Source organism: Natronospira proteinivora (genome assembly GCF_024170465.1).
Classification (GTDB): Bacteria; Pseudomonadota; Gammaproteobacteria; order Natronospirales; family Natronospiraceae; genus Natronospira; species Natronospira proteinivora.
The window spans coordinates 908,689-934,655 of sequence record NZ_JALJYF010000002.1 but is presented as its reverse complement, the minus strand read 5'-3'; the positions used below and the strand labels follow the sequence as shown (position 1 = coordinate 934,655).

17 protein-coding genes are annotated in these 25,967 nt (G+C 62.4%); 14 read left to right on the top strand and 3 right to left on the bottom strand.

Annotated features, from left to right (window positions below):
* Nucleotides 1-8: 8 nt before the first annotated feature.
* Nucleotides 9-2,174 (bottom strand): DNA helicase II, encoded by a 2,166-nt coding sequence (gene uvrD, locus J2T60_RS11240; protein ID WP_253450075.1) that lies wholly within the window; start codon nt 2,172-2,174, stop codon nt 9-11.
* A 113-nt stretch (nt 2,175-2,287) separates the two neighbouring features.
* Here uvrD and J2T60_RS11235 point away from each other — a divergent pair, with 113 nt between their 5' ends.
* Together J2T60_RS11235 and J2T60_RS11230 are read left to right on the top strand one after the other, a co-directional pair.
* On the top strand, nt 2,288-4,834 hold the full coding sequence (locus tag J2T60_RS11235; RefSeq protein WP_253450072.1) for a putative bifunctional diguanylate cyclase/phosphodiesterase: 2,547 nt from the start codon (nt 2,288-2,290) through the stop codon (nt 4,832-4,834).
* 32 nt (nt 4,835-4,866) lie between these two features.
* The gene (locus J2T60_RS11230; RefSeq protein WP_253450069.1) at nt 4,867-5,382 is read left to right on the top strand and encodes a BsuPI-related putative proteinase inhibitor; all 516 of its coding nucleotides are present in this window, start codon (nt 4,867-4,869) and stop codon (nt 5,380-5,382) included.
* Nucleotides 5,383-5,461: 79 nt separating this feature from the next.
* Here J2T60_RS11230 and J2T60_RS11225 read toward each other — a convergent pair whose 3' ends face one another.
* Nucleotides 5,462-8,035: a M14 family zinc carboxypeptidase gene (locus J2T60_RS11225; protein ID WP_253450067.1), complete on the bottom strand. Its 2,574-nt coding sequence runs from the start codon at nt 8,033-8,035 to the stop codon at nt 5,462-5,464.
* 652 nt (nt 8,036-8,687) lie between these two features.
* Nucleotides 8,688-10,193 (bottom strand): aminotransferase class III-fold pyridoxal phosphate-dependent enzyme, encoded by a 1,506-nt coding sequence (locus J2T60_RS11220; RefSeq protein ID WP_253450064.1) that lies wholly within the window; start codon nt 10,191-10,193, stop codon nt 8,688-8,690.
* A gap of 248 nt (nt 10,194-10,441) precedes the next feature.
* Between J2T60_RS11220 and J2T60_RS11215 the strand changes: the two genes are divergently transcribed.
* The 12 genes from J2T60_RS11215 (at nt 10,442) to J2T60_RS11160 (ending at nt 25,863) form a co-directional block, all read left to right on the top strand.
* Nucleotides 10,442-11,107 carry a class I SAM-dependent methyltransferase gene (locus tag J2T60_RS11215; protein ID WP_253450061.1) on the top strand — a complete coding sequence of 222 codons (666 nt, stop codon included), beginning with the start codon at nt 10,442-10,444 and terminating at the stop codon, nt 11,105-11,107.
* A 49-nt stretch (nt 11,108-11,156) separates the two neighbouring features.
* On the top strand, nt 11,157-11,630 hold the full coding sequence (locus J2T60_RS11210; protein ID WP_253450058.1) for a hypothetical protein: 474 nt from the start codon (nt 11,157-11,159) through the stop codon (nt 11,628-11,630).
* Nucleotides 11,627-12,508 (top strand): NAD(+) diphosphatase, encoded by an 882-nt coding sequence (nudC, locus tag J2T60_RS11205; RefSeq protein ID WP_253450055.1) that lies wholly within the window; start codon nt 11,627-11,629, stop codon nt 12,506-12,508. Before J2T60_RS11210 ends, nudC begins: the two co-directional genes overlap by 4 nt.
* 124 nt (nt 12,509-12,632) lie before the next feature.
* Entirely contained in the window at nt 12,633-14,030 is a 1,398-nt protein-coding gene (locus tag J2T60_RS11200; protein WP_253450053.1) for an MFS transporter, read from the top strand.
* A gap of 13 nt (nt 14,031-14,043) precedes the next feature.
* On the top strand, nt 14,044-14,457 hold the full coding sequence (locus J2T60_RS11195) for a hypothetical protein (RefSeq protein ID WP_253450050.1): 414 nt from the start codon (nt 14,044-14,046) through the stop codon (nt 14,455-14,457).
* Between the two features lie 12 nt (nt 14,458-14,469).
* Complete coding sequence (locus J2T60_RS11190) at nt 14,470-15,384, top strand: DMT family transporter (RefSeq protein ID WP_253450047.1); 915 nt, start codon at nt 14,470-14,472, stop codon at nt 15,382-15,384.
* A gap of 95 nt (nt 15,385-15,479) precedes the next feature.
* Complete coding sequence (locus J2T60_RS11185) at nt 15,480-16,949, top strand: 1-acyl-sn-glycerol-3-phosphate acyltransferase (protein ID WP_253450044.1); 1,470 nt, start codon at nt 15,480-15,482, stop codon at nt 16,947-16,949.
* A 46-nt stretch (nt 16,950-16,995) separates the two neighbouring features.
* Nucleotides 16,996-17,550 carry an outer membrane beta-barrel protein gene (locus J2T60_RS11180; RefSeq protein ID WP_253450041.1) on the top strand — a complete coding sequence of 185 codons (555 nt, stop codon included), beginning with the start codon at nt 16,996-16,998 and terminating at the stop codon, nt 17,548-17,550.
* Nucleotides 17,550-18,335 carry an NRDE family protein gene (locus J2T60_RS11175; RefSeq protein WP_253450038.1) on the top strand — a complete coding sequence of 262 codons (786 nt, stop codon included), beginning with the start codon at nt 17,550-17,552 and terminating at the stop codon, nt 18,333-18,335. The genes J2T60_RS11180 and J2T60_RS11175 overlap by 1 nt, the downstream gene beginning before the upstream one ends.
* Nucleotides 18,332-20,266: a S9 family peptidase gene (locus J2T60_RS11170; protein ID WP_253450035.1), complete on the top strand. Its 1,935-nt coding sequence runs from the start codon at nt 18,332-18,334 to the stop codon at nt 20,264-20,266. The genes J2T60_RS11175 and J2T60_RS11170 overlap by 4 nt, the downstream gene beginning before the upstream one ends.
* On the top strand, nt 20,263-22,023 hold the full coding sequence (locus J2T60_RS11165) for an autotransporter assembly complex protein TamA (protein ID WP_253450032.1): 1,761 nt from the start codon (nt 20,263-20,265) through the stop codon (nt 22,021-22,023). Before J2T60_RS11170 ends, J2T60_RS11165 begins: the two co-directional genes overlap by 4 nt.
* Nucleotides 22,024-25,863 carry a translocation/assembly module TamB domain-containing protein gene (locus J2T60_RS11160; protein ID WP_253450029.1) on the top strand — a complete coding sequence of 1,280 codons (3,840 nt, stop codon included), beginning with the start codon at nt 22,024-22,026 and terminating at the stop codon, nt 25,861-25,863.
* The last annotated feature ends 104 nt before the right edge of the window (nt 25,864-25,967 follow it).

The window sequence follows — 25,967 nt, the reverse complement described above, 5'->3', positions numbered from 1 at the left end:
CTGCCCCATCAAACCGCTTCCAGGTTTGCATAGCCCAACACCAGCCATTTGCTGCCGACCCCTTCAAAATTGATCTGCACCCGGGCCTGGGGGCCATCCCCTTCACGATGCAGCACCACCCCTTCACCAAAGGCCGGATGACGCACTCGAGCGCCCAGGGTAATCCCGTCATTGGCCGGGGCCGGATCACTGAAGCCCAAGCCGGAAGCCGGATGGCTGACCTGGACCCGCGGCCGCACCTCATGCAGACAATCCTGGGGGATTTCCACCAGGAAGCGGGAGGGCACGCCATAGGTCTGATTGCCATGCAGGCGGCGGCTTTCGGCATAACTGAGATACAGGTGCTTCATGGCCCGGGTCATGCCCACATAACAAAGGCGGCGTTCTTCCTGAATACCTTCAGGGTCTTCGATGGACCGTTGATGGGGAAAGAGGCCATCTTCCATACCGGTGAGAAAAACCAGGGGGAATTCCAGGCCCTTGGCCGAATGCAGGGTCATCAGCTGAACACAGTCTTCCCAGGCATCGGACTGTCCTTCCCCGGATTCCAGGGCAGCGTGGGATAGGAAGGCGGCCAGCGGAGGCAGCTCTTCTTCCAGCGGGTCGGGCTCATAGCCCCGGGCCGCGGAGACCAGTTCGTCCAGGTTTTCCAGACGGGCATCGGCCTTTTTTTCCCCCTTCTCCCGGCCATAGTGGTCATACAGGCCGGACATCTGAATGACATGGTCCACTTGCTCGTGAAGATCCAGACCGGCAGTGTCTGCGGCCAGGCGATCCACCAGATCCAGGAATTTTTGCAGCGCACCACCGGCCCGGGCAGAGATATGGCCGGATTGAATCAGATGGCGGGCTCCGGTCCACAAACTGCTGCCCTGCTCCCGGGCATGAGCACGCAACTGTTCCATGGTGCGCTGCCCAATACCCCGGGTGGGCACATTGGCCACCCGTTCCATGCTGGGGTCGTCATCCCGGTTGGCCACCAGGCGAAGGTAGGCCAGGGCGTCCTTGATTTCCTGGCGCTCGAAGAAGCGCAGGCCGCCATAGACCCGGTAGGGAATGCCTTCCCCCATGAGCAGCTCTTCAAAGATCCGGGACTGGGCATTGGAACGGTAAAGAATGGCGGCATCGGAGCGGGCACCCCCGTCTCTCAAGTACTGACGCAGGGATTCGATCACATACTGGGCCTCGTCCCGCTCATTGTAGGCCGCATAAAGGGTGACCGGCTCACCGTCTTCGCCATCGGTCCAGAGATTCTTGCCCAGCCGGTCATGGTTGTGCTGAATCAGGGCATTGGCGGCCCGGAGGATGGTGCCGGTGGAACGGTAATTCTGCTCCAGGCGCACCACCTTCACCTCGGCAAAATCCTCCCGGAAGGTCTGCAGGTTTTCCACCTTGGCCCCGCGCCAGCCATAGATGGACTGATCATCATCGCCAACAGTAAATGGCTGGCCCTCGCCCCCGCAGAGCAGACGAATCCAGGCGTACTGGATGGCATTGGTGTCCTGGAACTCGTCCACCAGCACATGGCGGAAACGGCGCTGGTAGTGACGCAGAATCTCAGCATTGTCCCGCAGCAACTCATGGGCCCGCAGCAACAATTCCGGAAAATCCACCACCCCGGCCCGCTCACAGGCTTCCTCGTAGGCATGATAAACCCGAACGAATTGTCGCTTGATGGGATCATCGTTGTCCGGCACATGCCGGGCTCGCAGGCCTTCGTCCTTGCGGGCATTGATGAACCACTGAATCTGCTTGGGCGGCCAGCGCCCGTCATCGATTTCCATGGCCCGCATCAGACGCTTGATCATGCGGTGCTGGTCATCGGCATCCAGAATCTGAAAGCCTTCCCGCAAACCCGCTTCCCGCCAATGCAGGCGCAGAAGGCGATGAGCCAGGCCGTGAAAGGTGCCCACCCACATGGTGCCGGCGGGCGCACCCAGCAGCTGTTCAATGCGGCCCCGCATCTCGGCAGCGGCCTTGTTGGTGAAGGTCACGGCCATGATGCCGAAGGGAGAGACCCCCTCCACCTGCATCAGCCAGGCAATACGATGAACCAGCACCCGGGTTTTGCCACTGCCGGCCCCGGCCAAAACCAGGGCCGGCCCGGCAGGGGCGGTTACCGCTTCGCGCTGGGCCTCGTTTAAGGGGTCAATAATTGCGGTTACATCGTCCATGCTGGATATTTTAACAGGCCTGGGCGTTTTACTGCTTGCTGGGTTCCCTTATCGACTTGTTGAAAGATGCGGGGCCTGCAATGATGGGCGAGCTCGCACTCGGGGAAATCGGAATGCTCATCCACACACTGCAATGGCTCAGTTTTGTCGCCGTCGCGGCTTGCCCCGGGCTTGGCCCCATGGAGTGGAGCGATGAAAGCCTGCAGATGCAGGAGCTAAATCAGGTCCATACGGTCCGGGGGCCCGCCGACCAATTGGATCCGGATCATTTGCTGGCTTCGGCAAACTGCCTTGGCTCCCCCACCGCCGCTTCCCAGACCAACGGTCAACGCTTCTGGCAACTACTCAATCCCCAGTCAGTGCCGGCTGGACAGAGCTGGGGCCTGAGTGTGCCGGTCACCGGCTACCGGGATCTCTGTGTATTCTGGCCGGCTCGGGCGGGGGGCTGGCAGAGCCGCTGTGCGGGACCCGCCCCCGACGGATTGCCGGAAGCCCAGAGTCAGCGCCAGAGCATTTTCATTGCCCCCACAGCATTGGACCCGACCCGACCCGTGCTTGTCACCGCTGAATCGCCCTTTTTCGGGGCATTTCCCGTCAAGACCGGGCCGGCAGATCTGCTGGTGGCGGAGCAAACCCGGAACACCCTGCTTCAGGGCCTGGTCTACGGCACCCTGCTGGCATTGGTGATCTACGGGCTGCTGCTACTTGGCAATATCCGCAGTCTGGGTCTGCTCCATTTCTCGGCTTATATCGGTTTTTTCACCGCATCCTTGTTCCTGGGTGAACACCTGCATGTTCAGTGGCTGGGGATCGGCACCCATGCCTGGCAGGTGCACGGCGTCTTTTTCTGCCTGGCCCTGGCCTTCGCGGCCGGCACCTTGTTCCTGGCCCATTTCTTCCGTCATGCAGAGAGTGCCCCCTGGATTGATGTGGTGTTGTGGGGAACGGGGATCCTGGCAAGCGGCCTGCTGGTCATGGCCGGCCTGATGCCAGACCGGGCCTTGCTGCTGAGTGAAGCGGGCGCCTTGCTGTTTGCCTTCGGCGGTCTACTCCTCACCGGCGCCGGCGTCAGCCAAGGGAGACAGAACGCCGGCCCGCTGTTGATGGGCTTTATCTTTCTCATGCTGGCCCTGATGGTCAATGGCCTGTTTCGTCTGGGCTGGTTGCCGAACCCCGGCCTGAGCAGCTTTGATGTGCTCAAACTGGGCCTGCTGGCCGGGGGCTTGTCCCTGGGTCTGGCGATTCAATGGGAATTTTCCAATCTTCGCCGTCAGAGGGACCGGGCCTCCTTGCTGGCGGAGACCCACCAGCGAATCGCACGACACCGAGCCGAATTCGATGCCACCACGGGACTTCCCGGACGCAATCGTTTCTTCCAACTGGTCAGCGAACGGGTAGCCAGCACCCGGGGCCCCAGGCATGGTCAGGGTCTGGGCTTGCTGGTGGTGGATATTGACGGTTTTCGCCGTCTGCGGCACCTCCACGGGCAGGCCCTCAGCGACAACATGCTGCATGCTCTGGTGGCCCGCCTTCAGACATTGGAAATCGGCGGCCGGGTGCTGGGGCGCACGGAAAGCGACGAGTTCAGCATGCTGCTGCCATTGCCCGGTGGTCAGAGTGCAGCGGAAAGCCTACTGGCCGGCGTGGCCCGAGAGATTGCCGAGCAGGTTGGAGAACCGCTGCAGGTGGAAGGCCATGATGTACGCCTCACGGCATCAGTGGGAGGCAGCCTTTATCCCCATATTGCCAACGGTAGCGACAATCTGGTCCGTCAGGCGGAAGCAGCCGTGTTCGAAGCCCGGGAAAGTGGGGGGAACCGCTTCGCCCTATTTGGGCAGAGTGAAGGCCCAGGCCTAATGGAACGCTGGGAAATGCGTAACCGTTTGGCCGATGCCATTGAGAACGACCAGCTGTCGATTCATTTCCAACCCATTCTCTCCCTGACCAACAAGCGTATTTGCTATTTGGAGGTGCTGGCGCGGTGGCATGATGAACGGCTAGGTCCGGTACCACCGTCCACCTTCATCGGCGTGGCTGAGAGCTTCGGCCTGATTGATGCATTAACCCGTTCGGTTATCGAACAGGCCTGTGTCCAGGCGGTCGCATGGCAAAGGCAGGGGATACTGAATCAAGTGGGGCTCTCACTAAACCTCTCTCCTCTGCAGCTGAGGGACCACGCTTTTGAAGAAGGGCTCATGCATTGTCTTAAAAGCCATGGACTTCGGCCGGATCAAATTTGCCTGGAATTAACCGAAAACACCCTGGTGGAGAATCTGGACCAGGCCCGCTGGCGCTTGCAATCCCTTTCCCGAAGAGGCTTCAAGATCAGCGTGGATGATTTTGGTGTGGGCTATTCTTCTTTGAGCTATATCCGGGAACTGCCCATTGATACCATCAAGATCGACCGTAGTTTTCTATCCAGGCTGGATCAATCCTCCGCGGAGCAGGAAATCGTTCGAAGCATTCTGGAGATGGCCCGGAAACTGGGTTTAACGGTGGTGGCCGAAGGCATCGAAACTCGGACACAGGCCGAGTTTCTTCGGCGCCACGCCTGCCAGTATGGTCAGGGCTTTCTGTTCAGTCGCCCCGAACCGGCGGAAGCGATTACTCGCCGGCTGCGCCGGGAATCGCCGATTCCCAGGCCCGCCACGGCGGACTGACATTAACTATTGGAAACAGCGAGGATTGTGTCATGAAATACCGTGCATTGATGGCAGCCCTGCTTAGCCTGCCCCTGTTTCTGCTGGGCTGTGATGATGATGACGACGAGCCGAGCCGTTCTCTGCATTTTGTCAGCGAAATGGAAATCCGTGACGCGAATGGACAAACCATTACCTCGGCAAGTGCGGGCGAGAATGTAAGCATTGTGCTGTTGATTCGTAATCGCTCTGACAGCGAAGCGACCCTGGAATTTGGCAGTACCCGAGTCAGTGACTTCCTGGTGCTCAATGACGCCGGCGAGGTGGTTCGGCTCTGGTCCGATGACAGAAGCTTTTCCCCCACGGTCACCACCGAGACCTTCGAAGCAGGTGAGCGTCGGAGCTTCGAGATGAGTTGGTCCGGTCTCGACGATGACCAGGGCAATGCCCTGTCGGCTGGGGAATACGAGATCCAGGCCTGGGCGGCAACGGATGATGAAGACGGGATCGACGACCTTGAACCCAGCCCACTTCGCAGCACCCTCAAGCCTTTCGAAATCACTGAATAGAGCCGAGGCTTTCGCCCCAAAAGAAGCCGCCCGCTGTTAAACGGGCGGCTCTTTTTTGGCTTTCAGGTGTTGTCGTGGATCAGGCGCTGGGGCCCAGAATCACGGCGTTGAGGAAGAGACGGTCCACCGCGCGCCAGTAGCCGCGGAAGTTGATGTCTTCGGGGAAGGCCACCACCCGGCCGTTGCCAACCTGCTCTTCCCAGGCAAAAACACCCCCCGGCAGACGCTCCACGCTCTCGTCCCAGGCATGGCCGGCCACCGGCCCTTCCAGCTCCTGGGCATAGCGAATCACCGCATTGCGGGCGGGGGAGGCGGGCTTGTCCGGTGCCTGAAAGATCCGGCCGGAATTGACCATCACCTTCGGTGCCTGGGCAAAGCCACCGGCCAGCCAGTGGCGCTCATCCATCTCGGTGGCAAAGAAAGCACCGGGCACGGTAAAGCGTTGGACCACCTCATCCTCATCTTCGCCTTCCCAGGCGTCGGTGAGATCGATCAGCTCCAGATGCTCCCGGGCGAAGTTCACCGAATCACCGATCACCACCAGATTGCCGCCGTCCCGGACCCAGCGCTTGATCCGTTCCATACCGTCCTCACCCAGCCGCTCGGCCAGGGCCGGGGCGGAGAAGGTATCGGCGATGACCAGGGTGCTGAAGGATTCCAGACGGGTACCGGCCACCGATTCCAGACGCATGACGGTGGTGTCCAGGTCATAGGCCTGATCCAGGGTATGCCAGGCCCAGCCGAAGGAATAGGCGTGCATGGGGTGCTCGGCCAGCAGGGCGATATTGCTCTTGGCCAGGGAGAAGGTGGCCGCACCACCCAGGGCCGGCAAATCGCCCCCCGCGGTCCGGCCGCCGTCCACGCCGTGGGCCTGTAGGTCATAGCGCGACACCAGCTCGGCCAGGGTGTCCCGCAGCCCTTCTGGCTGCTTGCCGGCCCGGACAATGACGGTGCCGGTGGCGAAGGCCTGGCCATCATGGCGGAAAGCCCGCGGGCTCACTGAGACCCGGTAACCGGCATTGCGTAGATGATGGGCCGCGGCCACGGCCGCGGTCTGGCGGCCATCCAGCAACCAGGCGTAGTTGGCGTCCGGCAAGTCACCGCCCACGGCGGGGCGGCCATCCACCTCGGAGACCGGCAAGCTGGCACCGCTGGTGCTGGCAAAGACCTCCAGATCAAACATCAAGGGGATGGACCAGGCCGTGATGTCATAGAAGCGGGGGTTCTCGCCCCGCTCCACCCGTTCCCGCGCCTCGGGCAGGAAATCCTCCGGCACCGGGGTCTCCGGCTCCAGCAGGGCGCGGATGAAGCGATTGCGGGGTTGGGCGGCCTCGATCACGAAACTGCCCGCCGGCAGGGTCTCGGTGCCGACCCGGTTGCCTTCCCGATCGCTCAGCCCGCGCAGACGGGTGTCCTCGTCCAGACGCAGCACCTCGATACCGTTACGCTGCAGCATGGCCACGGTCTCGGCCAGGATCTGCGGATCGGCATTGGAGGTGAGGATGTAACGGCGGGTGCCGCTTTCCCCATCGCTGATGGCCTCTTCATGGCCCTGGCGGTAATCGCTGAGCAGGTCCATCCGTTCCCGGGCCGAGAGATCCACCGCCGCGCGGGCGGCCAGGTACTGCTGATCCAATGCTTCCTTGAGGGTGCGGGTCACCCCGTCGGAGCGCTCCATGGCCAGGCCCCGGCTGGAACCCTGCTCGTAGAGCATGCCCACGGCCCCCTGATAACTGCCCCAGGACGTGGTGTAGGCGGGATAGAAGTAGTTGAAGATATCGCGCTTGGTGTACTCCACGCCGGCCTCGTCAAAGGCATCGGCGTAGGCGGCCCCAAAGCGTTCAAACCAGTCCCAGGCAAAATCCGGGAAGACCGGATTACGCGGCTCGGTGGGCGGGTCGAAATAGAACTCGGTGTCATGACCCATTTCATGGGCATCCACCACCACCTGGGGCCGCCATTCCTGCAGCAGGGGCATGCGCTGGCGGGTCTCGGGATGGGTGTGGGCGAACCAATCCCGGTTGATGTCAAAGAAGTAATGACTGGTGCGAAAACCCAGGGCATCCCAGCCATCGAAATCATTGGACCAGTCCTTCTGGGAAGGATTGGGTTCGCTACCAATGCGCTGGTGATTGAACATGGCGAAGGCATCACGGCCATCCGGGTTCAGGGTGGGGTCGATGATGACTACGGTATTGTCCAGCCAGTCCAGCACCTCATCGGCATCGCTGGTGGCCAGCTCCTCCATCAACTTGGTCAGACCATCCGTGCCGGACAGCTCGAAACCGTGGATGGAGCCACCCAGCCAGAGCACAGCGGGTTGGTTATCAATCTCGGCGTCGCCGAGCCGGGGATCGCCCAGGCGCTGGGCCGTTTCCTGGATCTCATCCAGGCGGGCATGGTTATCCGGTGAAGTGATAATGGCGGCGATCAGTGGACGGCCCTCATAGGACTCGCCCTGATGGACCAGTGTGACCCGGTCCGTTTCCCGCTCCAGGGTTTCCATGTAGCGGCGGACGTCATAACTGGTGGCGATGCGTTCGCCGAATTCGTAGCCCACCACGGACTTGAAGGCCAGGTCATCGCTCTGAGCTGGCTGGGCTAGAATCCCCAGACTGCTCAACAGGGCCAGGACGATCATCAGATACCGCATGCAATCACTCCTTTTACTTGGAAGGCTTGATCAATCAAGGGAAGCCACATTAGCAGAACTGGCGAGAAGGCCAGTGCACACCCTTGTGCTGACCCAAGCCCCCCAAAGAGGTTCCCCCACCCCCACGGAAACAGCGCAGTAGACCGAATGCCCAAGCCGCGCTTATCGAAAGCGGCTAAGCGCCGCTTTCGTCGCGGATGAATCCACTCCTACAGCTTCTTCTCAGGCATCGTGGAATAGTTGGGGTCGCTGGCCTGGGGTAGCTGCGAGTGGCTGGTGGGCTGTGGCGTGCTCTCGTGCCGGGCTGGACTGAAAGGCGTAGCAGCGCTACGTCTTGAAGGAAGCCCAAGCGAGAGCCCTTCGGATACCACACCTCATTGCTATAGCAGCGGCCCGGGGTCGCTGGCCTGGGGCAAGGGCGGATGGCTGGTGGGCCGTGGTGTGTCCTCGCGCCGTGCTGGACCGAATGCCGTAGCAGCGCTACGGCTTGAGGGAAGCACAAGCGAGGGCGCGCCACGGACCGCCAAACACCGTCCTTGCCCCAGGTCAGCGACCCAAAGAAAAAGCCCCAACCATCCGCTGGTCGGGGCTTTTTCGGGACGCTTCCGTTGTGAAGTTCACGACGGAAGTCATTACTGTGACTACTCAAAACTCAACCAGTTTCACGCATTTCCTTGCGTGGGCCATTTTTCAGGGCGTCATGGGTGGCATCCACCATCAGATCCACTTCTTCGGAGGTGATGGCGAAGTGGGGGGTGAAGCGCAGGGAGTTCTCACCCCCGTGGATCACACCCAGGCCCCGGGTCCGCATGTACTCTTCGGTGGAGTTGGCGCCGTAGCACTTGAACTCGCTGGCCTGCAGCTCGCAGGAAAAGAGCAGACCGGTGCCCTGGACCTTGGTGATCTTGCCATCCATCTCTTTCTGCAAGGCCTTGAACTTCTCCAGGCATTCTTCGCCACGGCGGCGGATGTTCTGGCGCATGTCATCGGTAATGGATTCCAGCACGGCGGTGCCTACGTCCATGGCCCGGGGATTGGCGGTCATGGTGTTGCCGTAGATGCCCTTGCGGTAAAGGCTGGCGGCCCGATCATTCATGGCCAGCACGGACAGGGGATACTGGCCGGCATTAAGCGCCTTGGAATAGCTTTCCATGTCGGGGCCGTCCAGCTTTTCAAAGCCGGGGTAATCGACGATGGAAAGACAGCCGGTAGCCCGCAGGCCGGCCTGGATGCTGTCCACCAGCAACAGGGTGCCGTGTTCGCGGGTGAGTTCACGGGCGGCCTGATAGAACTCGGGGGTGATGGCCATGCCCGGGTTGCCCTCACCCATCACCGGCTCGATAAACAGGCCTTCAATGAACACACCATCGGCCTCGGCCTGGGCGAACTTGGCCTTGAGGTCTTCCACATTGTTCACTTCCACGGTGACCAGATCATTTTGCCGGTCGCGGAAGCTGGCCAAGTGCTTGGCATAGGCACCGAGGCTGGAATCGGAAAACTGGGCCGGGCGGTCGGTACGGCCATGGAAGCCGCCCGACAGGGCCATGCGGCGGATGGGCTTGCCGGCATGGGGGCCGCCCTGGTCAGTGGCGATCTTGGCGTTCACATCGGCGATGCGGGCGGCCACCGTCACGGCCTCGGAGCCGGAGTTCATGCACAGGAATCGATCAAAGGGGTTGTTGCCGGCCCGGGCATGACCAATCTCCCGGTCCAGGGCTTCCACCAGGCGCAGCTGGCTGAAGTTGGCGGTCATGATGTTGGCCATCACATGGGGCTGATTCATGGCCTCCAGAATCTTCTCGGGCCCATGGCCCATGCCCAGCATGCCGTAACCCCCGTTGTCATGCAGAACGGCGCCCTTGGCGGTCACAATCCAGGGACCGCGGGCTGCCAGGGTCACGTAAGGGTTGATGGCATCTTCCGGGTAGAAGTTGACATAGCGATGCTGGATCGCGTCGATCACCGCCTCTTCATCACGAGCCAGAATGTCCCCGTACTGGGATTGCAGGGCGCGGAAGGCCGTCACGGCCTCTTCCACGGCCTGGCCCAGCAGGGCATCCTGCTCGGCGAAGTGCTTGATCATTTCATCGGACAAACCCGGGGTGCGCACAGCGCCCCCAACCTGACGAATTTCCTGCAGTTGCTCGAGTACCGTCATGACTCCGGCCTCTCTGTCGTTGTAGAACCTTCGACAAGCCCGCCCAATGCCGGCCCGCCTCAGCGTTCAAGACCCCAAAAACAAACACCGGACGGAAAACTCGAACGACTTGAGCCAGCCCGTCCCCGCTCTCGAAACCCGCGAGTGGGTGGCTGGCTCAGCGCCCGGAATCCGCCCGGTTGCTGTAAAATCCCTATTGTTCGGCCAATCGCCGAAAGACCGATCAATATAACGGAATCACCGTGTCCATGTCCATTCCAGAGATCCCCGCCTGTCCACTTTGCGGGCAGGCTGAAACCCGCTTGTTCTGCCTGGACTTCCTGCGCCAACGGCACTATTGGCGCTGCCCGGACTGCCACCTGAGCTGGCGCGATGCCCGTCATCATCTGGATGCAGCGGCAGAACGCGCCGTCTATGAGATGCACGAGAACCACCCCGACGAACCGGGCTACCGGCGTTTTCTGACCCGGGTCAGTGCCCCCTTGAGGGAGCGTTTGCCGCAAGCCGCCCGGGGGCTGGACTTCGGCTGCGGGCCCGGACCGGCCCTGGCTCGGATGCTGGAGGAAGCGGGGCATTCCGTGGCCCTGTATGACCCCTTCTTCCATCCGGATACCTCGGTGCTCAATGCCGAATATGATTTCATCACCTGCACCGAAACCATGGAGCATTGTGCCCAGCCCGGTATGGAACTGGCGCGGCTGCTGGGGATGCTGAAAGCGGGCGGCCACTTGGCCATCATGACCGGCCATCTTAGTGAGGACGCCCGTTTCGCTCGCTGGCATTACCGCCAGGACCCGACTCATATCTGTTTCTTTCAACGCCGCAGCTTTGACTGGATTGCCCGGCACTGGAATCTAACAACGGTTTTTCACCAGGGCGATGTCTGGATCGCGCAAAAGCCCGGAAGGATTTGATGGGCGGCCCTGGGGGACGAGGCGAGCAACGGGGGCTTATACTGGCCTTATGAAAAGCTCAGCCCGTAAAACCATGGCAGCCTTGCCGTTATTGCTTCTGGCCGCCTTGCTCATTGGCTGCGGCGGTGCCGCCGACGATCCGGAGCAGCGCATCCGGGCGCTTATCGTCGACGCCGAGCAGGCCGCCGAGGCCGGCTCCACCCGCCGAGTGATGCGCCATGTCTCGGAGGCCTATCGGGACGAAGCAGGTCGTGACAAAAGCGAGCTGCGCAATCTGGTGCGCGCCTATCTGTTTCAACAGGACTCGCTCCAGCTGGTCACCCGGATTCGCCACATTGAGGTCGCCACGGCTTACCGGGCCCATGCCGAAGTCCAGCTGGGCCTGGCTGGCGACGCGGCCGAGCGCGCCCGATCCATGACCGGTCTCAATGCCAATAATCTGCAGCTGCAGCTGACCTTTGACCGGGAAGCCGACGATGAATGGCGACTGATCCGGGCCGATTGGTCCCGGGGGTCGGAATGAGCCCCGGGGAAGACCTGGCCCCCTTGTCGGGGGAGGCCCTGGAGGCCCGCTGGGGAGGCAGTAACTGCCACCTCCTGCCGGTCTGCGAGAATCGCGTCTTCCTGCATTGGCCCAAGGACCAACCCCGGGCGCTGACCCCAAGCTACCAGGAGGCCGGCGAGCTTATCACCCATGCCCGCTCACCGGTCTGGATTCACTCCGCCCAGGGACGGGATTTCTTCGCCGTTGAGCTGGATCGCTTTCAGCCCAAGCGACGTATTCCCGGTGGGGATTTCGAAGACCTTCGCTCGGTGGCCGGTTTGTTGAGCGACCCGGACTGGTCCCTGCTGGCCCGCGCCAAGGCCATGATCCAGTGGCATGCCAGCCATACTTTCTGTACCCGTTGTGGCGCCCCCAGCGGGCGTTCACCGGGGGGATTGGCCCGCTATTGCAGCAACCCGGAATGTGGCCAGCGCCACTTTCCCCGCACCGACCCGGCCGTGATCGTGCGCGTGGTGCAGGGGGATCGCATCCTGCTGGGGCGCCAACCCAACTGGCCCCGCACCCGGCGTTCGGTATTGGCGGGCTTTGTCTCTCCGGGCGAGTCGGCGGAAGCCACCGTGGTCCGGGAAGTGTTCGAGGAAGCAGGCATCCGGATTCGTCCCGACAGCGTCCGCTATTTTTCCTCCCAGCCCTGGCCCTTTCCCGGCTCCCTGATGCTCGCCTACACCGCCGAGGCCGGAAACACGGATATTCAGCGGCTGGACGGGGAGCTGGCGGATGCCGAGTGGTGGTCCCGCCCGGCGCTGAACGAAGCACTGGCCGAGGAAGCGATTCAGCTGCCCAACACCCGCTCCGTTGCCCGACACCTCATTGAGGACTGGCGAAGTACCGACTGACCCGCTCTCCGCCGGGCGATGGAAGCCGCCCGGGATTTGTAACGGGGGCGCCACCCCCTTCCCGGCATAGTCCAGGCTAAAGGGTCTGATAAACTGACACGCTTTCAGCCCCCGGAGAGCGCGCGTGAGCGAAGCATCCAAGGTCAAGATTCGGAACCCCGAACAGCTAAGCAATCGGACCTATGCGGTCCTGAGCGGCGATGACCAGACCGACCGGCTCTGCGAAGCGATTCCGGAATCCGCCTGTACCAATCTGCCCCGCAATTACCTGCTGAACGTGGGCAATGGCTCGGCCAGCAAGCTGGCCGAGCAGGTGGCCGGGCCCAATGTGGTGCTGCCCTGGTTAATGGCCGCCCTGGGCGCACCCGCTGCCCTGATCGGCCTGCTCATGCCCATCAAGCAGGCCGGCTCCCTGTTGCCCCAACTGGCCATTGCCGGCGCCATCCGCTCGGTGGCCCGGCGCAAGTACTTCTGGGTCTTTTCCGGCCTGACCCAGTCGGCCTGCCTGCTGCTGATGATCGCGGCGGCCATTTTTTTAACCCCCACCCAGGCCGGCTGGACCATCGTTGGGCTACTCGCAGTCTATGCCATGGCCAGCGGCACCGCCTCGGTAGCCTTCCAGGATGTGGTGGGCAAGACCATCCCCAAGGGCCGGCGGGGACGATTACTGGCCAACCGGGCCGCCATCGGCGGGGCGCTGACCATTGCCGCGGGCATCATGATCCATCAGTACGTGGGTCGCGGCGACGACATGCTGGTCTATCTGGGGCTGGTGTTTTTCGGCGCCCTGCTCTGGTTCCTGGCATCGGGGTTCTTCTTTCTGATTCGCGAGGAAGCCGGCGCCACCGCGGGCGGGCGCAACGCCCTCGAGGAAGCCGGGGTCGGGGTGCGGCTGGTGAAACAATTGAGCGGTTATCGCCGCTATCTGCTGGCCCGGGCCCTGCTGCTGACGGTGGAAATCGCCACCCCTCTGTTTGTCCTGTTCGGCCAGGGCGTGGTGGCCGGTGGCGCGGTAGGGCTGGGCACCTTCGTGGTGGCGGTGGGCGTGGCCCAGGTGGTGGGCAGCCCCTTCTGGGGACGTTTTTCCGATGCCTCTTCCCGCAAGGTGCTGTATTGGAGCGCCCTGATCGCCGCAGCCGCCGGGGTGGTGGCCCTGCTGATCACGCTACTCCCGGAAAGCCTCCAGATTCCGCCGGTCTACGCCCTGGTCTTTATCCTGATCGGCTTGGCGGAGGCGGGCGTGCGACTGGGCCGCAAGACCTGGCTGGTGGATGCCGCACCACCACAGGACCGGGCCACCTGGGTGGCCTTTTCCAACACCAGCATTGGTCTGCTGGTTCTGGCAGGGGGTGCCCTGGGGCTGATTGCCCAGTTCCTGGGTCATGAGATCATGATGCTCACCATCATCGCCCTCAGCCTGGCCGGCGCCTTGGCGGCCTGGTATATGCCGGAAGCCGCAGAGGCCGAGCGGGAAGCGATCAACAATCCATTGGCCGATAACGGCCCCACACACCACAGCTAGCCCTGGACATCCTATGCAAGAAAAACGCCTCGAGACATTTTTGTTGGTCATTCGCAGCCTGATCGCCCTGTCGGTGGGCATGGTGGTCGCCCTGCTTACCCTGACATTGGCCTTCTGGTTGCAGGCCGAGTACGTGGGCACCGAAGCCGATGTGCTGGCGTCCACCATCAGTTTCATCACGCTGTTGCTGCTGGGCGGGCTGGCCACGGGCCTCAGTCTGCATCCCGGTCGATTGCGGATTGCCGTCTTCCACGGCCTCGGTCTGGCCGTTTTGTTCCTGCTGATCTTTTTGCGCGGCGCCCTGCAAAGCGAGGATGTGGGTACCGGCCTGGTCCTTGGCTGGATGCTGAGCGGCTTGCTGGCGGGTGGCCTAGGCGGGCTTGCCGGTCATTGGCTGAGGCACAAGCTTCGCCGCAAGCGGCAATAGATTGGCTCGCCCATGAGCCGGACCCTCGCCGACAAGGGTGCCCTGGCCGCCTTCGTCTTGCTGGTGGTGGTCTGGGGCTATAACTGGGTGGTGATGAAAATCGCCCTGCAGTACAGCGGGGCGCTGGATTTCGCCGTGCTGCGCAGCCTGGGCGGCATGGTGTGCCTCTTTCTCATCACCGCCGCCTTTCGCATTCCCATCATGCCCCGTTCCATGGCCTGGGTCCTGGCCCTGGGTCTGTTGCAGACCACCGGCTTCACCGGCTTGGTGACCCTGGCACTGGAAAGCGAAGGCGCGGGCAAGACCGCCGTATTGGCCTTCACCATGCCTTTCTGGGTATTGGGCTTTGCCGCCCTGGCACTGGGTGAACGGGTCCGGGATTGGCAGTGGCTGGCGGTAACCCTGGCGCTCACCGGCCTGATGTTGCTGATCGGCCCCTGGGACCCGGATTTGCGCACCCCGGGCAGCCTCTTGGCGGTGGGTGCCGGGGCCGCTTGGGGGGCCAGCGTGGTGGTGGCGAAGAAAATCCCCATGGAGACACGCTGGGAGCTGATCCCCATCACGGCCTGGCAGATGGCCCTGGGGGTCATCCCCCTGATCTTGCTGCTGCCTTTTGTGGAACAACCGACCATTGACTGGAACGCGGCCTATATCGGTGCCCTGTTGTTCAACATCCTTCCGGCCAATGCCCTGGCCTGGCTGTTCTGGCTGTATATCGTCAGCCGCCTGCCGGCCGGGGTCACCGGCCTGTCGGCCCTGGTGATTCCGGTGATCGGCAGCACCGCCGCCTGGCTGCAGCTAGGCGAACGCCCCAGTGGCCTGGAAGGCACCGGCATGGCCTTGATCCTGCTGGCCCTGACGGTCCTCAGCCTGCGGGGCTATCTGCGCTGGAAACGACGGGGTGAGGTCTCCAGAGAAGGCTCATAAGTCTGCAGCCTGAAAATTGGGGACCATCTACCTCAGCAATTTCATCGAAGCACCTTTTTTAGCCGGGAGCAGGGCGAAAAGGCTATCATTGGGCCATGACCGATACAGTGGAAATTCCCTACTGGTTGCTGTTGACCATTGGCCTGCTGGCCCTGTGGGTGCTGCTGGAGCGCCTACTCTTGCCCAGCGTGCGCTGGTTCTTCCGGCGCCGGGTCAATCAGCTGATCGATCGCCTCAACCAGCGGCTCAAGCTGCGCCTGCCCACCTTCTCCCTGACCAAACGCCGGGTCCTGGTGGATCGCCTGGTCTATGACCCGAAAGTACTGAACGAAGTGCGAGAACACTGTGAACGCACCGGCGCCCCCTGGGATGCCACCCTGGAACGGGTGGAGGGCTATGCCCGGGAGATTGTCCCCGCCTTCAACGCCTATTTCTACTTCAACCTGGGCCGTCGTTTTTCCCGCTGGATGGTCCAGCGCCTGTACCGGGTCCGCCTGGGCAAGAACAATGCCCGGGGTCTGGAAGGGATCCCGGACAACGCCAGCGTGGTGTTTGTCATCAATCATCGCTCCAATATGGACTATGTGCTGGTGTCCTATCTCTCCCAGAAACAGGCAGCCCTTTCCTATGCCGTGGGGGAATGGGCCCGGGTCTGGCCCTTGCAACAGATCGTCAAGGCCATGGGTGCCTACTTCGTCCGCCGGGGCTCGAACAATGAACTCTACCGTCGGGTACTGGAACGCTATGTGCAGATGGCCGTCGAGGGGGGCGTGGTACAGGCGGTCTTTCTGGAAGGCGGCCTGAGCCGGGACGGGGCCTTCCGGGAACCGCGCATCGGCTTGCTGGATTACATGCTGCGCGATTTCGACCCGCAGGGTGCGCGGGACATCGTCTTCGTGCCGGTTTGTCTCAATTATGATCGGGTGATTGAGGATCGCACCCTGATCCAGGAAGCCGGCAAACGCGTCGAACGAAAGTCTGCCATATCGGCGGTCTGGGGCAGTCTGAAGTTTCTCGGCCGCAGTTTGCGCCGACGGTCCCGAGGCCAATGGTATCGCCTGGGCTATGCGGCCGCCGGCTTTGGCCGCCCGGTCTCGGCGTCAGCATGGTGTAGGGCGGAGAGACTGGATTTTCGAGCGCTGTCACGGCGGGAACGGATAGAGGAAACCCGCCGCTTCGCGGATGGCCTGATGGGGCGAATTGCCGCGGCCATGCCGGTATTGCCGGTATCAGTGCTCAGCTGGCTGATGCTGCAAGACCCTGAGCAGGCCTGGCGTCGTGAACAACTGGAACACGGTTATCAGGCACTCATTCAGGCCCTGGACGACCATGGCGTAGACGCCTATGTACCACGACGGGATGCGGCCTATGCCGTGGAAGTGGGTCTGCGCATGCTCACTATCAGAAAACTGCTGGGCGCCGATGAGGATGGCTATCGCATTCAGGAAGGAGAGATTCCGGTACTGCGTTATTACGCCAATTCCATTCACCACCTGGTGGATCCCCTGGCCCAAGACACGGCCTTCGGCAATGCGGCTTCCAACAAGCGGCAATCAGAAAACTGAAACTTTGCTTTACAATGCAGACAGCCCCCTGACAAGAGAAACGATCATGCGTCGACTGAGTGCTTTTCTGTTGTTGTTTGCCCTGCCGGGACTGGCCGTAGGACAGGCCTGGGACCAGCCCCAATGGTATGCCGCTTTTGAGCTGGGGAACTCTGACTTGGACAGCGAGGAAAGCAGTTTCCAGATCGACGATAGCGATACCAGCTTTGGTTTGCGCTTCGGCTATCGGGTCAACTCGCATGTGAGCATCGTGGGGGGGTATATGGATCTGGGTCGCTTCGATACCGAACTGCTGGCTGATGTGGATGAAGAAATCACCGTGGTCGGGGAGCGAAGCAGCACGGCCACCGCCTGGACGGCACAGGCGGAGCTGGGCTGGGAGTTCGTCGGCTTTCTGCACGCCAATGTGGGCGTGGGGGTGGCACGCTGGCGTCTCGATCTGCCCGCCGCCGATGGTAATGATACCCAGGACACCGCACCCATGGTCCGCCTGGGCCTGGGAATGGATGTGGGCGGCAATACCCGCCTGGATCTGTTTGCCCAGCATATTGCTCGTCTGGAGGCGAACACCGCCGGCATCGGGCTGCGATTCGATTTCTGATGTGTCTGCTGGCGATTGCCTGGAAACAACATCCGCGATTACGCCTGATGGCCGCTGGCAACCGGGATGAATTCCATGCCCGGCCCACCGAGGCGGCGGCCTTCTGGCCCGATCGTCCCGATCTGCTGGCTGGCCGGGACCGGACGGCCGGCGGGACCTGGCTGGGCCTGTCACGGCAGGGCCGCTTCGCGGCGGTGACCAATGTTCGGGAAGCAGACGCTGCACCGGGTGAACGCTCGCGGGGGGAACTCACCGCCGATTTTCTCGACGGTGGAAGCAACCTGTCCAGCTACCTGGAGCAGGTCGCAGTTAAGGGCGATCAATACGCAGGCTTCAATCTGCTGCTCAGTGATGGCGAACGCCTGGGCTATGTGAGCAATCGCGATCCGGCCGGGCCCCGTATTCTGGAGGCAGGGATCTACGCAGTGAGCAATCATCTTCTGGATTCCCCCTGGCCCAAGCTGCTGCGCTTGCGGCATCGCTTTGAACGACAGCTGAACGCCGGCCGGGTCGGGGCCGAATCCCTGTACCGCCTGCTGGATGACAGGGAACCGGCCCGGCCCCAGGACCTGCCCGACACCGGTCTGCCGCCGGAACTGGAACGCCGCTTGTCCGCACCCTTCGTGCTCGGCACCGAGTACGGCACCCGTTGCGCCAGTCTTGCCTGGCTATGGGAAGATGGAATCGCACATTTTCGGGAACGACGCTTCGATGCCGGGGGCCATATACAAGGTGAAAGCCCGTTTCGATTCACCTGGGAAACCGGGGAGCACGCATCAAAATGAGTGAGTCAAGGGAACAAGATGTCCAGACAACCCCTTTCGGCAGCTGGCCTTCCGACTTCAGTGCCGAGCAGATCGCCCGGGGCGGCAAGCGCCTGGCCCAACCCCTGTGCCGCCCGGAAGGGATCTATTGGCTGGAAGGTCGGCCCGAGGAAGGCGGCCGAACCGCCCTTTGTCGCTGGCGCGCCGGTACGGTCGAGACCCTGACGCCGCGTGGCTACAGTGTGCGGACGCGGGCCCAGGAGTACGGGGGCGGCGCCTGGTGTGCGCTGGACGGGGATCGACGTATTTTCGTCGAGGACAGCGACCAGGGCCTTTACCTCCAGCAGGGCCGCGAGATCCAAAGCCTCTGCGTAATGCCCCAATGCCGCTTCGGCGACCTGCAGTGGGATGATCACCACCAGCGAGTTCTGGCGGTTCGCGAGGTGGTCGAGGAACAGGCCCCGGAGCCCCGGGCCGAGTTGGTGTCCATTGACCTTTCCGGCCGGATCCAGGTCCTGGCCCAGGGCGCCGACTTTTATACCGCACCGCGGCCCAGCCAGGACGGCCGGCAGCTGGCCTGGCTGGAATGGGATCATCCGGACATGCCCTGGGACCGGACCCGGCTGATGCTTGCCGGCATCGACGAAGCCGGCGCGGTCACGAAGCCAACTATGGTGGCAGGCCAGCACGCCGAGGCCATCTTTCAGCCGGAATGGCACGACGACGGCCGGCTTTACTTTGTCAGTGACCGGGCCGATGGCTGGTGGAACCTGCATGTCTGGGATGGGGAAGCCATTCAGGTGATCACCCGGGAAGCAGCCGAGTTCGGCCTGCCCTATTGGCAATTCAATATGCGCAGCTGGGGCTTTGTCGACGATGACACCATCCTGGCGGCCCGATCCTCGCAGGGCTTTTGGTCCCTGCAACGGATTCGCGCGGGTCAGGCAAAGACCCTGGATGAGGACTGGAACAGTATTCAGCACCTGCATTGTGATCACGGCCAGGCCGTGATGCTGGCGGGCCGGCCCGATCATCCCCTGGCGGTGGTGCGAATCGATCCCGAGCGGGGGCCGGTGGAGGTCATTGCCACCGCGTCTGCGACACCTGAACAGGGGGCCATGGTCAGCCAAGCCGAGGCCATCCACTTCCCAACCGGCGAGGATGAGACGGCCCATGCTCTCTTTTACCCTCCCACCCATCCCGACCATCAGGGCCCATCGAATGAGCGTCCACCGCTGCTGGTGAAATGCCACGGCGGGCCCACGGGGGCCACCGATGCAGCCTATGACCCCCGAATCCAGTACTGGACCAGCCGCGGCTTTGCGGTGGTGGATGTGAATTACCGGGGCAGTACCGGTTACGGGCGCCCTTACCGTCATCGGCTTTATGGCGGCTGGGGCAAACTGGACGTGGAAGACTGCCAGGCGGTAGTTCGCCATCTGGTGGCCCAAGACCGGGTGGACCCGGCCCGCTGTCTGATCAGCGGCTCCAGTGCCGGGGGCTATACCGTGCTGGCCGCCCTGACCTTCACCGATGTCTTTGCTGCCGGAGCCAGTCACTACGGCATCGGTGATCTGGCCGCACTGGATGCCGCCACCCACAAATTTGAATCGCGCTATACCCAGAAACTGGTGGGGCCCTGGCCGGAAACGCAAGCGGAATGGCGGGCCCGCTCCCCCATCCATCATGTATCCCGGCTCAAGGTACCGGTGATTTTTTTCCAGGGTGACGAGGACAAGGTGGTGCCACCGGAACAGGCCCAGGCCATGGCCGACGCCCTGCGTGCACAGGGATTACCGGTAGCCCATGTGGTCTTTGAGGGAGAAGGCCATGGTTTTCGCCGGGCCCAGAATATTCGTGCGTCCCTGGAGATGGAACTGGACTTTTACGGCAGGGTGCTCGGCTTTCAACCCCATGGCCCTGCCCCAAGCCTGAGGGTGGATAACCTTTGAAAGCGCTCGCCTTCTCTCCTCGGCTGCTGTTGCTGGGCTTGTTGCTACTGACCCTGAGCCTGCCCCTTCAAGCCCGGGAGGTATGGATTGAATTGCAGGGCCTGGACGATGCCGATGAACTCCGGGAGAACATCATCGCCACCCTCTCCCTGGCCCGCTACCGGGAAGAAGGCATGGGCGAGCCCCGCCTGCGGCGCCTGCACGCCCGGGCCCCCAATGAGATTCGCCAAGCCTTAAGACCTTTCGGCTACTACGATGTGCGAGTGGAATCGGAACTGACCTATCGGGAAGAAGAGGAAAACTGGCTGGCCACTTACCAGGTGGAACGAGGCCCGCAAATCCATGTGGTGGAAGTGAATGCCCGGGTGGAAGGCGAGGGGGCCGATGACCGGGCATTTCTACGTACCTTGGCCGAACTGCCGATTCGGGAGAATCAACCGCTGGACCATCGAAACTATGAACAGGCCAAGAATCGCCTCCTGCAGTTGGCCGATCGCCGGGGCTATCTGGACGCACGCTGGGTCAGCCGCGGACTGTTCGTTGATCCACCCACCCAGACGGCCCGGGTGCAACTGGTGCTGGACAGCGGCCCCCGCTACAACTTCGGTCCGGTGACCATTGAGCAAGACATCATGGATGATGCCTTTGTCCAGCGCTATGTTCCCTTTGACGTGGGAGAGCCCTTCGACGCAGATAAACTACTGCAGCTGCAATACGGGCTTTCCGACAGTGAGTATTATAATTATGTAGAAGTTCGTCCAGAGCGGGACCAGATAGAAGACGATCGTCAGATCCCCATCCACGTGGATGCCCATGCAAGCCCCAAGCACCGTTACCGGGCCAGCCTCGGTTACGGTACGGATACCGGCCCTCGCTACGGGGTTCGCTGGGAAAACCGCCGCGTCAACCGTCGTGGTCATCGAGGTGCCCTGGGCTACAACATTTCCGATGTCCGCCGGGCAGTGGAGATGCGTTATGTGGTGCCGCTGTCCGAACCGGTTAACGAGCGCCTCACCTGGGACGCCAATGCCATCCGTGAAGACCGGGGCGACTTCGAAAGTCGCCGCCTGGAGCTCGGGGTGGGCCGCAGTACCCTGCAGTGGGGCTGGCTACAAACCACCTTCCTGCGTTACGAGCAGGAACGCTCCATCTTCGGACCGGAGGATCAGTCCCGCTCGGAGGTAGTGGTTCCCGGTATCACCTGGTCTCGCACCCGGGCCAATGACCCCACACTGCCACGTCGCGGTCTGCGCCTGTCACTGGATGTGCGCGGCGCCCGGGAAGAGCTGCTCTCCGATCTCAACTTTTTTCAGACAACGCTGCGGGCCAAGCGGGTCCAGCCTCTCGGGGAGCGTCATCGTCTGTTGGCTCGCCTTGAATTGGGTGGAACGGGATCGGAACGGTTTGAGAACCTGCCACTGTCACAACGCTTCTTTACCGGCGGTGACCAGACGGTGCGGGGTTTCGGCTATGAGGAACTCAGCCCCCTGGACGAGGAAGGGCGACGGATTGGCGGCCGCTACCTGGCGGTGGCTAGCCTGGAGGTGGATCGTCAGATCAGCGGGCCCTGGTATGCCGCCGCCTTCGTGGACAGCGGCAACGCCATGATGTCCTTTTCCGACTCCCTGGAAACCTCCGCCGGCATCGGCATGCGCTACGCCTCGCCAATCGGCATGATCCGGGTGGATATTGCCCGCCCCATCAGTGACCCGGACCGGGGCTATCGTCTACATCTAAGTGTGGGACCGGACTTGTAAATGAGCGAGCCAACCCCAAAAAGCGGTCGTATTGGCTGGCGAGGCTGGCTGACCATCAGCGGCTCGGGTCTGCTGGTGATTCTGGCCCTGGGCCTGTTCTGGCTCTTTTACACCGAGAGTGGGCTGCGCTGGGCGGTGTCCCAGGCCCAAGGACAGGTGCCGGGGGAACTGAGCGTGGGGAATGTAAGCGGTCAGCTGGCCGGGCCGCTGGAACTGGAAGGGTTGCGGTTCCGTGACGGGGAAGGGCTGGATGTTCAGGCAGACACCCTGCAGCTTGAATGGCGGCTGGGCCTGCTGCTGATGGGCATCCTGCAATTGGATGACGTGGTCTTCGATGGGCTGGTGGTGGCATTGCCGCCCGGGGAAGCTGATACCGAAACCCTGCCGATAGAACTGCCCGAACGAATCAGCCTGCCCCTGCGGGTCAATGTCCGGGCACTGACAGTGAACCGCATCCAGCTCCAGCCGGATGGGGCAGAGCCCATTCAGCTGGCTGAGCTGTCCGCCTCGGGCCATCTGGCCCGTACGGAACTATCCCTGGAGCAAGTGACGGCTCGGGCCGACTGGTTGGACTTGGATGCCGCCTTGTCATTGGACATGCGCGATGACTGGCCACTGGAACTGCAGGCCGATTGGCAGCTTCGGTGGCCGGATCTACCCGAGATGCAGGGTCACACGGCCCTGTCCGGCACCCCGGACACGCTAGACATCGAGCAAAGCATCAGCGGCCCATTGACCCTCAATCTGGATGGCCGTGTTCGCCAGGCCCTGACGGATCCAAGCGTTCAGCTCAATCTCCAATTCCGGGACTTTGAACCGGCCCGCTGGTTCGATGAGGCCCCGGCGGGGGCGTTGGCCGGTCGTTATCGCCTGGACGGTAACCTGGCTCAGGCCCGCCTTCAAGGACGACTGGATGCCAGCGACACCCCCTGGGGAGACTGGATCATTGACAGCGATGTCAGCGGCGACAGTGAACTGACAGAACTGCGAATCCGGGAGCTGCTCCTCAACCACCAGCAACATGATCAATGGCTGGAGATGGAAGGCTGGGCGCGCGAGATATTGTCGGAAGACCCCCAAGTCCAGTTGGATCTGGCATGGGCGAATCTACGCTGGCCACTGGATGAGGCCGAATACGAATCGGAGGCCGGCCAGGCCCGGCTGGCGGGCCGGCAATCTGATTTCAGCCTGACCCTGGACAGTGCATTCCGCCTGAATCAGGCCGCTGAACCATTGACCCGGCCGGTGGAAGGGCAAATCGAGACCCGGCTGACAGGCCAGCAGGACGAGGCTGCCATTGAATCCCTTGCACTGACCCTGTCGGATGGCCAGTCCTTGAATTTCCAGGGTGATATCAACTGGTCGGAAAGCGACCCCTTCCTGGCCGGTGATTTCCAGTTCCAGGCCCTGGATCCCGCCCTGCTGGACGAAGATTGGCCCGGCCAACTGAGCGGGGCGGGGCACCTTCAGGCGCGCTGGCAAGATGCGGTGACCGGCAGCCTGGACCTGGAAAGTCTGGACGGCCAACTGGTGGGCCAGGCGGTATCCGCGCAAGGGGGCGTGGACTATCAATCGGAGACCATCACCCTGCGGGATGTTCGGGCCTCACTGGGTGACAATGAAGTCACCGCCAGTGGCCGCTTGGCGACGGACCTGCGCCAGGCAAGCAGCAATCTGGTCTTCAGTGTGGCGGTACCGGACGTCAGTCAATTGCCCCTGGAGGCCCAGGGCCGCCTGCAGGCCAGCGGTGAAGTGCGGGGCAGCCTGGAATCTTTGGATTTGCGGCTGGCGCTGGAGGCCAATGAGCTAGCCTATGAGGACTATCAACTGGGCTCGATGAAGCTTGATCTGAACCTGCAGGAAGGCTGGGAGGCCGACAGCGAGATTCGTCTGGAGCTGCAGGAGCTTTCCATCAACGAGGAAACCATTTCGCGCCTGCTGATCCGAGGCGACGGACAAAGAAGTGACCATCGTCTGAGCCTTCAGGCCGAACACCCCACTCTCAACCTCGGGGTGAGCTTTGCCGGCGGCCTCAATGCCGACTGGCTGGATGACTGGCAGTGGCAGGGAGAGTGGGTGGATACCCGTCTGCATAATCCGGTCGCCGGACGCTGGCAACAACGTTCACCCCGGCCGTTGAGCCTAAGTGCAGCCGGTGGTGAGCTGGACCGCCTCTGTCTGGACCCGGTGGATGGGGTGGGGGATCTCTGCCTTTCCGGACAGACGGATCAAGAAGGTCACTGGACCGCTGCTGTGCGGGGCGAAGGCTTCCCCCTGGCCATGTTGGTGGATCCGGAAGAAACGGGAATCAATGTTCAGGGCAGCATCAATCTTACCGCCGAAGCGGAAGACCGGGGAGAAGGCCTGCGTGCCCAGGGCCAGCTTGATTTCACCCCGGGCCTGATCAGCCAGCGGGTGGATGGTCAGGACATGACCTTGCTGGCCATTGACGGGGGACGAAGCGAATTTCACTGGACACCGGAATCGGCTCAGGCGGATATGGATCTGGCGCTCAGCGAAGGTGGCTTTCTGCGCGGCCGGGCACAACTCCCGCAAGGCCTGGATGGCCCCCTGGACGGCCGACTGGATGCCGAAATCCCGCAATTGGGGCTGCTCCCCCTGTTGCTGGCCGAGATTGGCCGGGCGGAGGGCCTGTTGGCGCTGGGCGTGGATATCGGCGGCACCCTGGCCGACCCGGACTTCAGTGGTGAAGTCCGGGTGGTGGATGCCGTGCTCAACTTCCCGGACCTGGGGATCACCGCCGAGGCCGTGGATGTCTTCCTGACCGGCAGCATGGAACAACTGCGCCTGGATGCCTCGGCCCAGTCCGGGGGTGGCGACCTGCAATTCAGGGCCGAGCTGGACCGGATCGAGGATGACTGGGTAGGCGAAGCCAGCCTGGAAGGGGAGCGTTTCCTGATTCTGAGCATTCCTGACGCCCGGGTCCGGATCAACCCGGCCTTGGAGATCACCGCCTCGGCAGGTCGCCGACTGGACGTGGGCGGTGAACTGCATGTGCCCTTCGCCCGGATCACGCCAGGAGAGTTCCAGGCCGCGGTTCAACCTTCCCAGGATGAGGTAATCATCAGCGAACTCCGCCCGATGGAAAGCGAGGATGAACTGGGGGGCTGGGCCATTCACAGCCGGGTTCGTGCCAGCCTGGGTGATGATGTGGAATTTGACGGCTTCGGACTGACCGGTCGAATTACCGGCGCACTCAATGTGCGAGACGAACCCAATGCCCTGACCCGGGCCACCGGTGAGTTGGAGGTCAGGGAGGGCCAGTACACGGCTTGGCGTCAACAACTGGAGATTGAACGGGGTCGGCTGTTTTTCAGCAACACCCCCATCAACGATCCGGCACTGGATATCCGGGCGGTGCGCCGTCCCCGAAATGTGGTAGTCGGGGTCAATATTCGCGGCACCCTGCGTGAGCCTCAGCTGGAGCTCTTCTCCGACCCGGCCATGCAACAATCGGAACAGCTCTCTTACCTGCTGACCGGCCGCTCGCTCACCGAAGGCGGTGAAGGCGATATGAATCTGGTTCGCGAGGCGGCGCTGGCCCTGCAGGTTGCCGGCGGGGGTTATGTAGGGCGCCAACTGGGTGATCGCCTGGGGGTGGATACGGTAACCATCGAGGCCGGTGACACGCCGGAAGAAACCAGTGTGGTCTTCGGCGAATACATTTCACCGCGCCTGTTCATCAGCTACGGCATCGGCCTGTTTGAAGGCACCAACGTCTTCCGCATGCGCTACGAAATCAGCAGCCGCTGGTTCCTGGAAGCCCAGACCGGCCCCCGCTCCGGCGCCGACTTCATCTACAACCTGGAACGCGGGTAACAGCTTCGGTCTATTTGGGTTTGGTTTTTAACACGGAGATCACGGAGGGACACGGAGAAGCACGGAGTAAATGAAAAGGGAGCGAGTGGTAGCGGCGTCCGCCG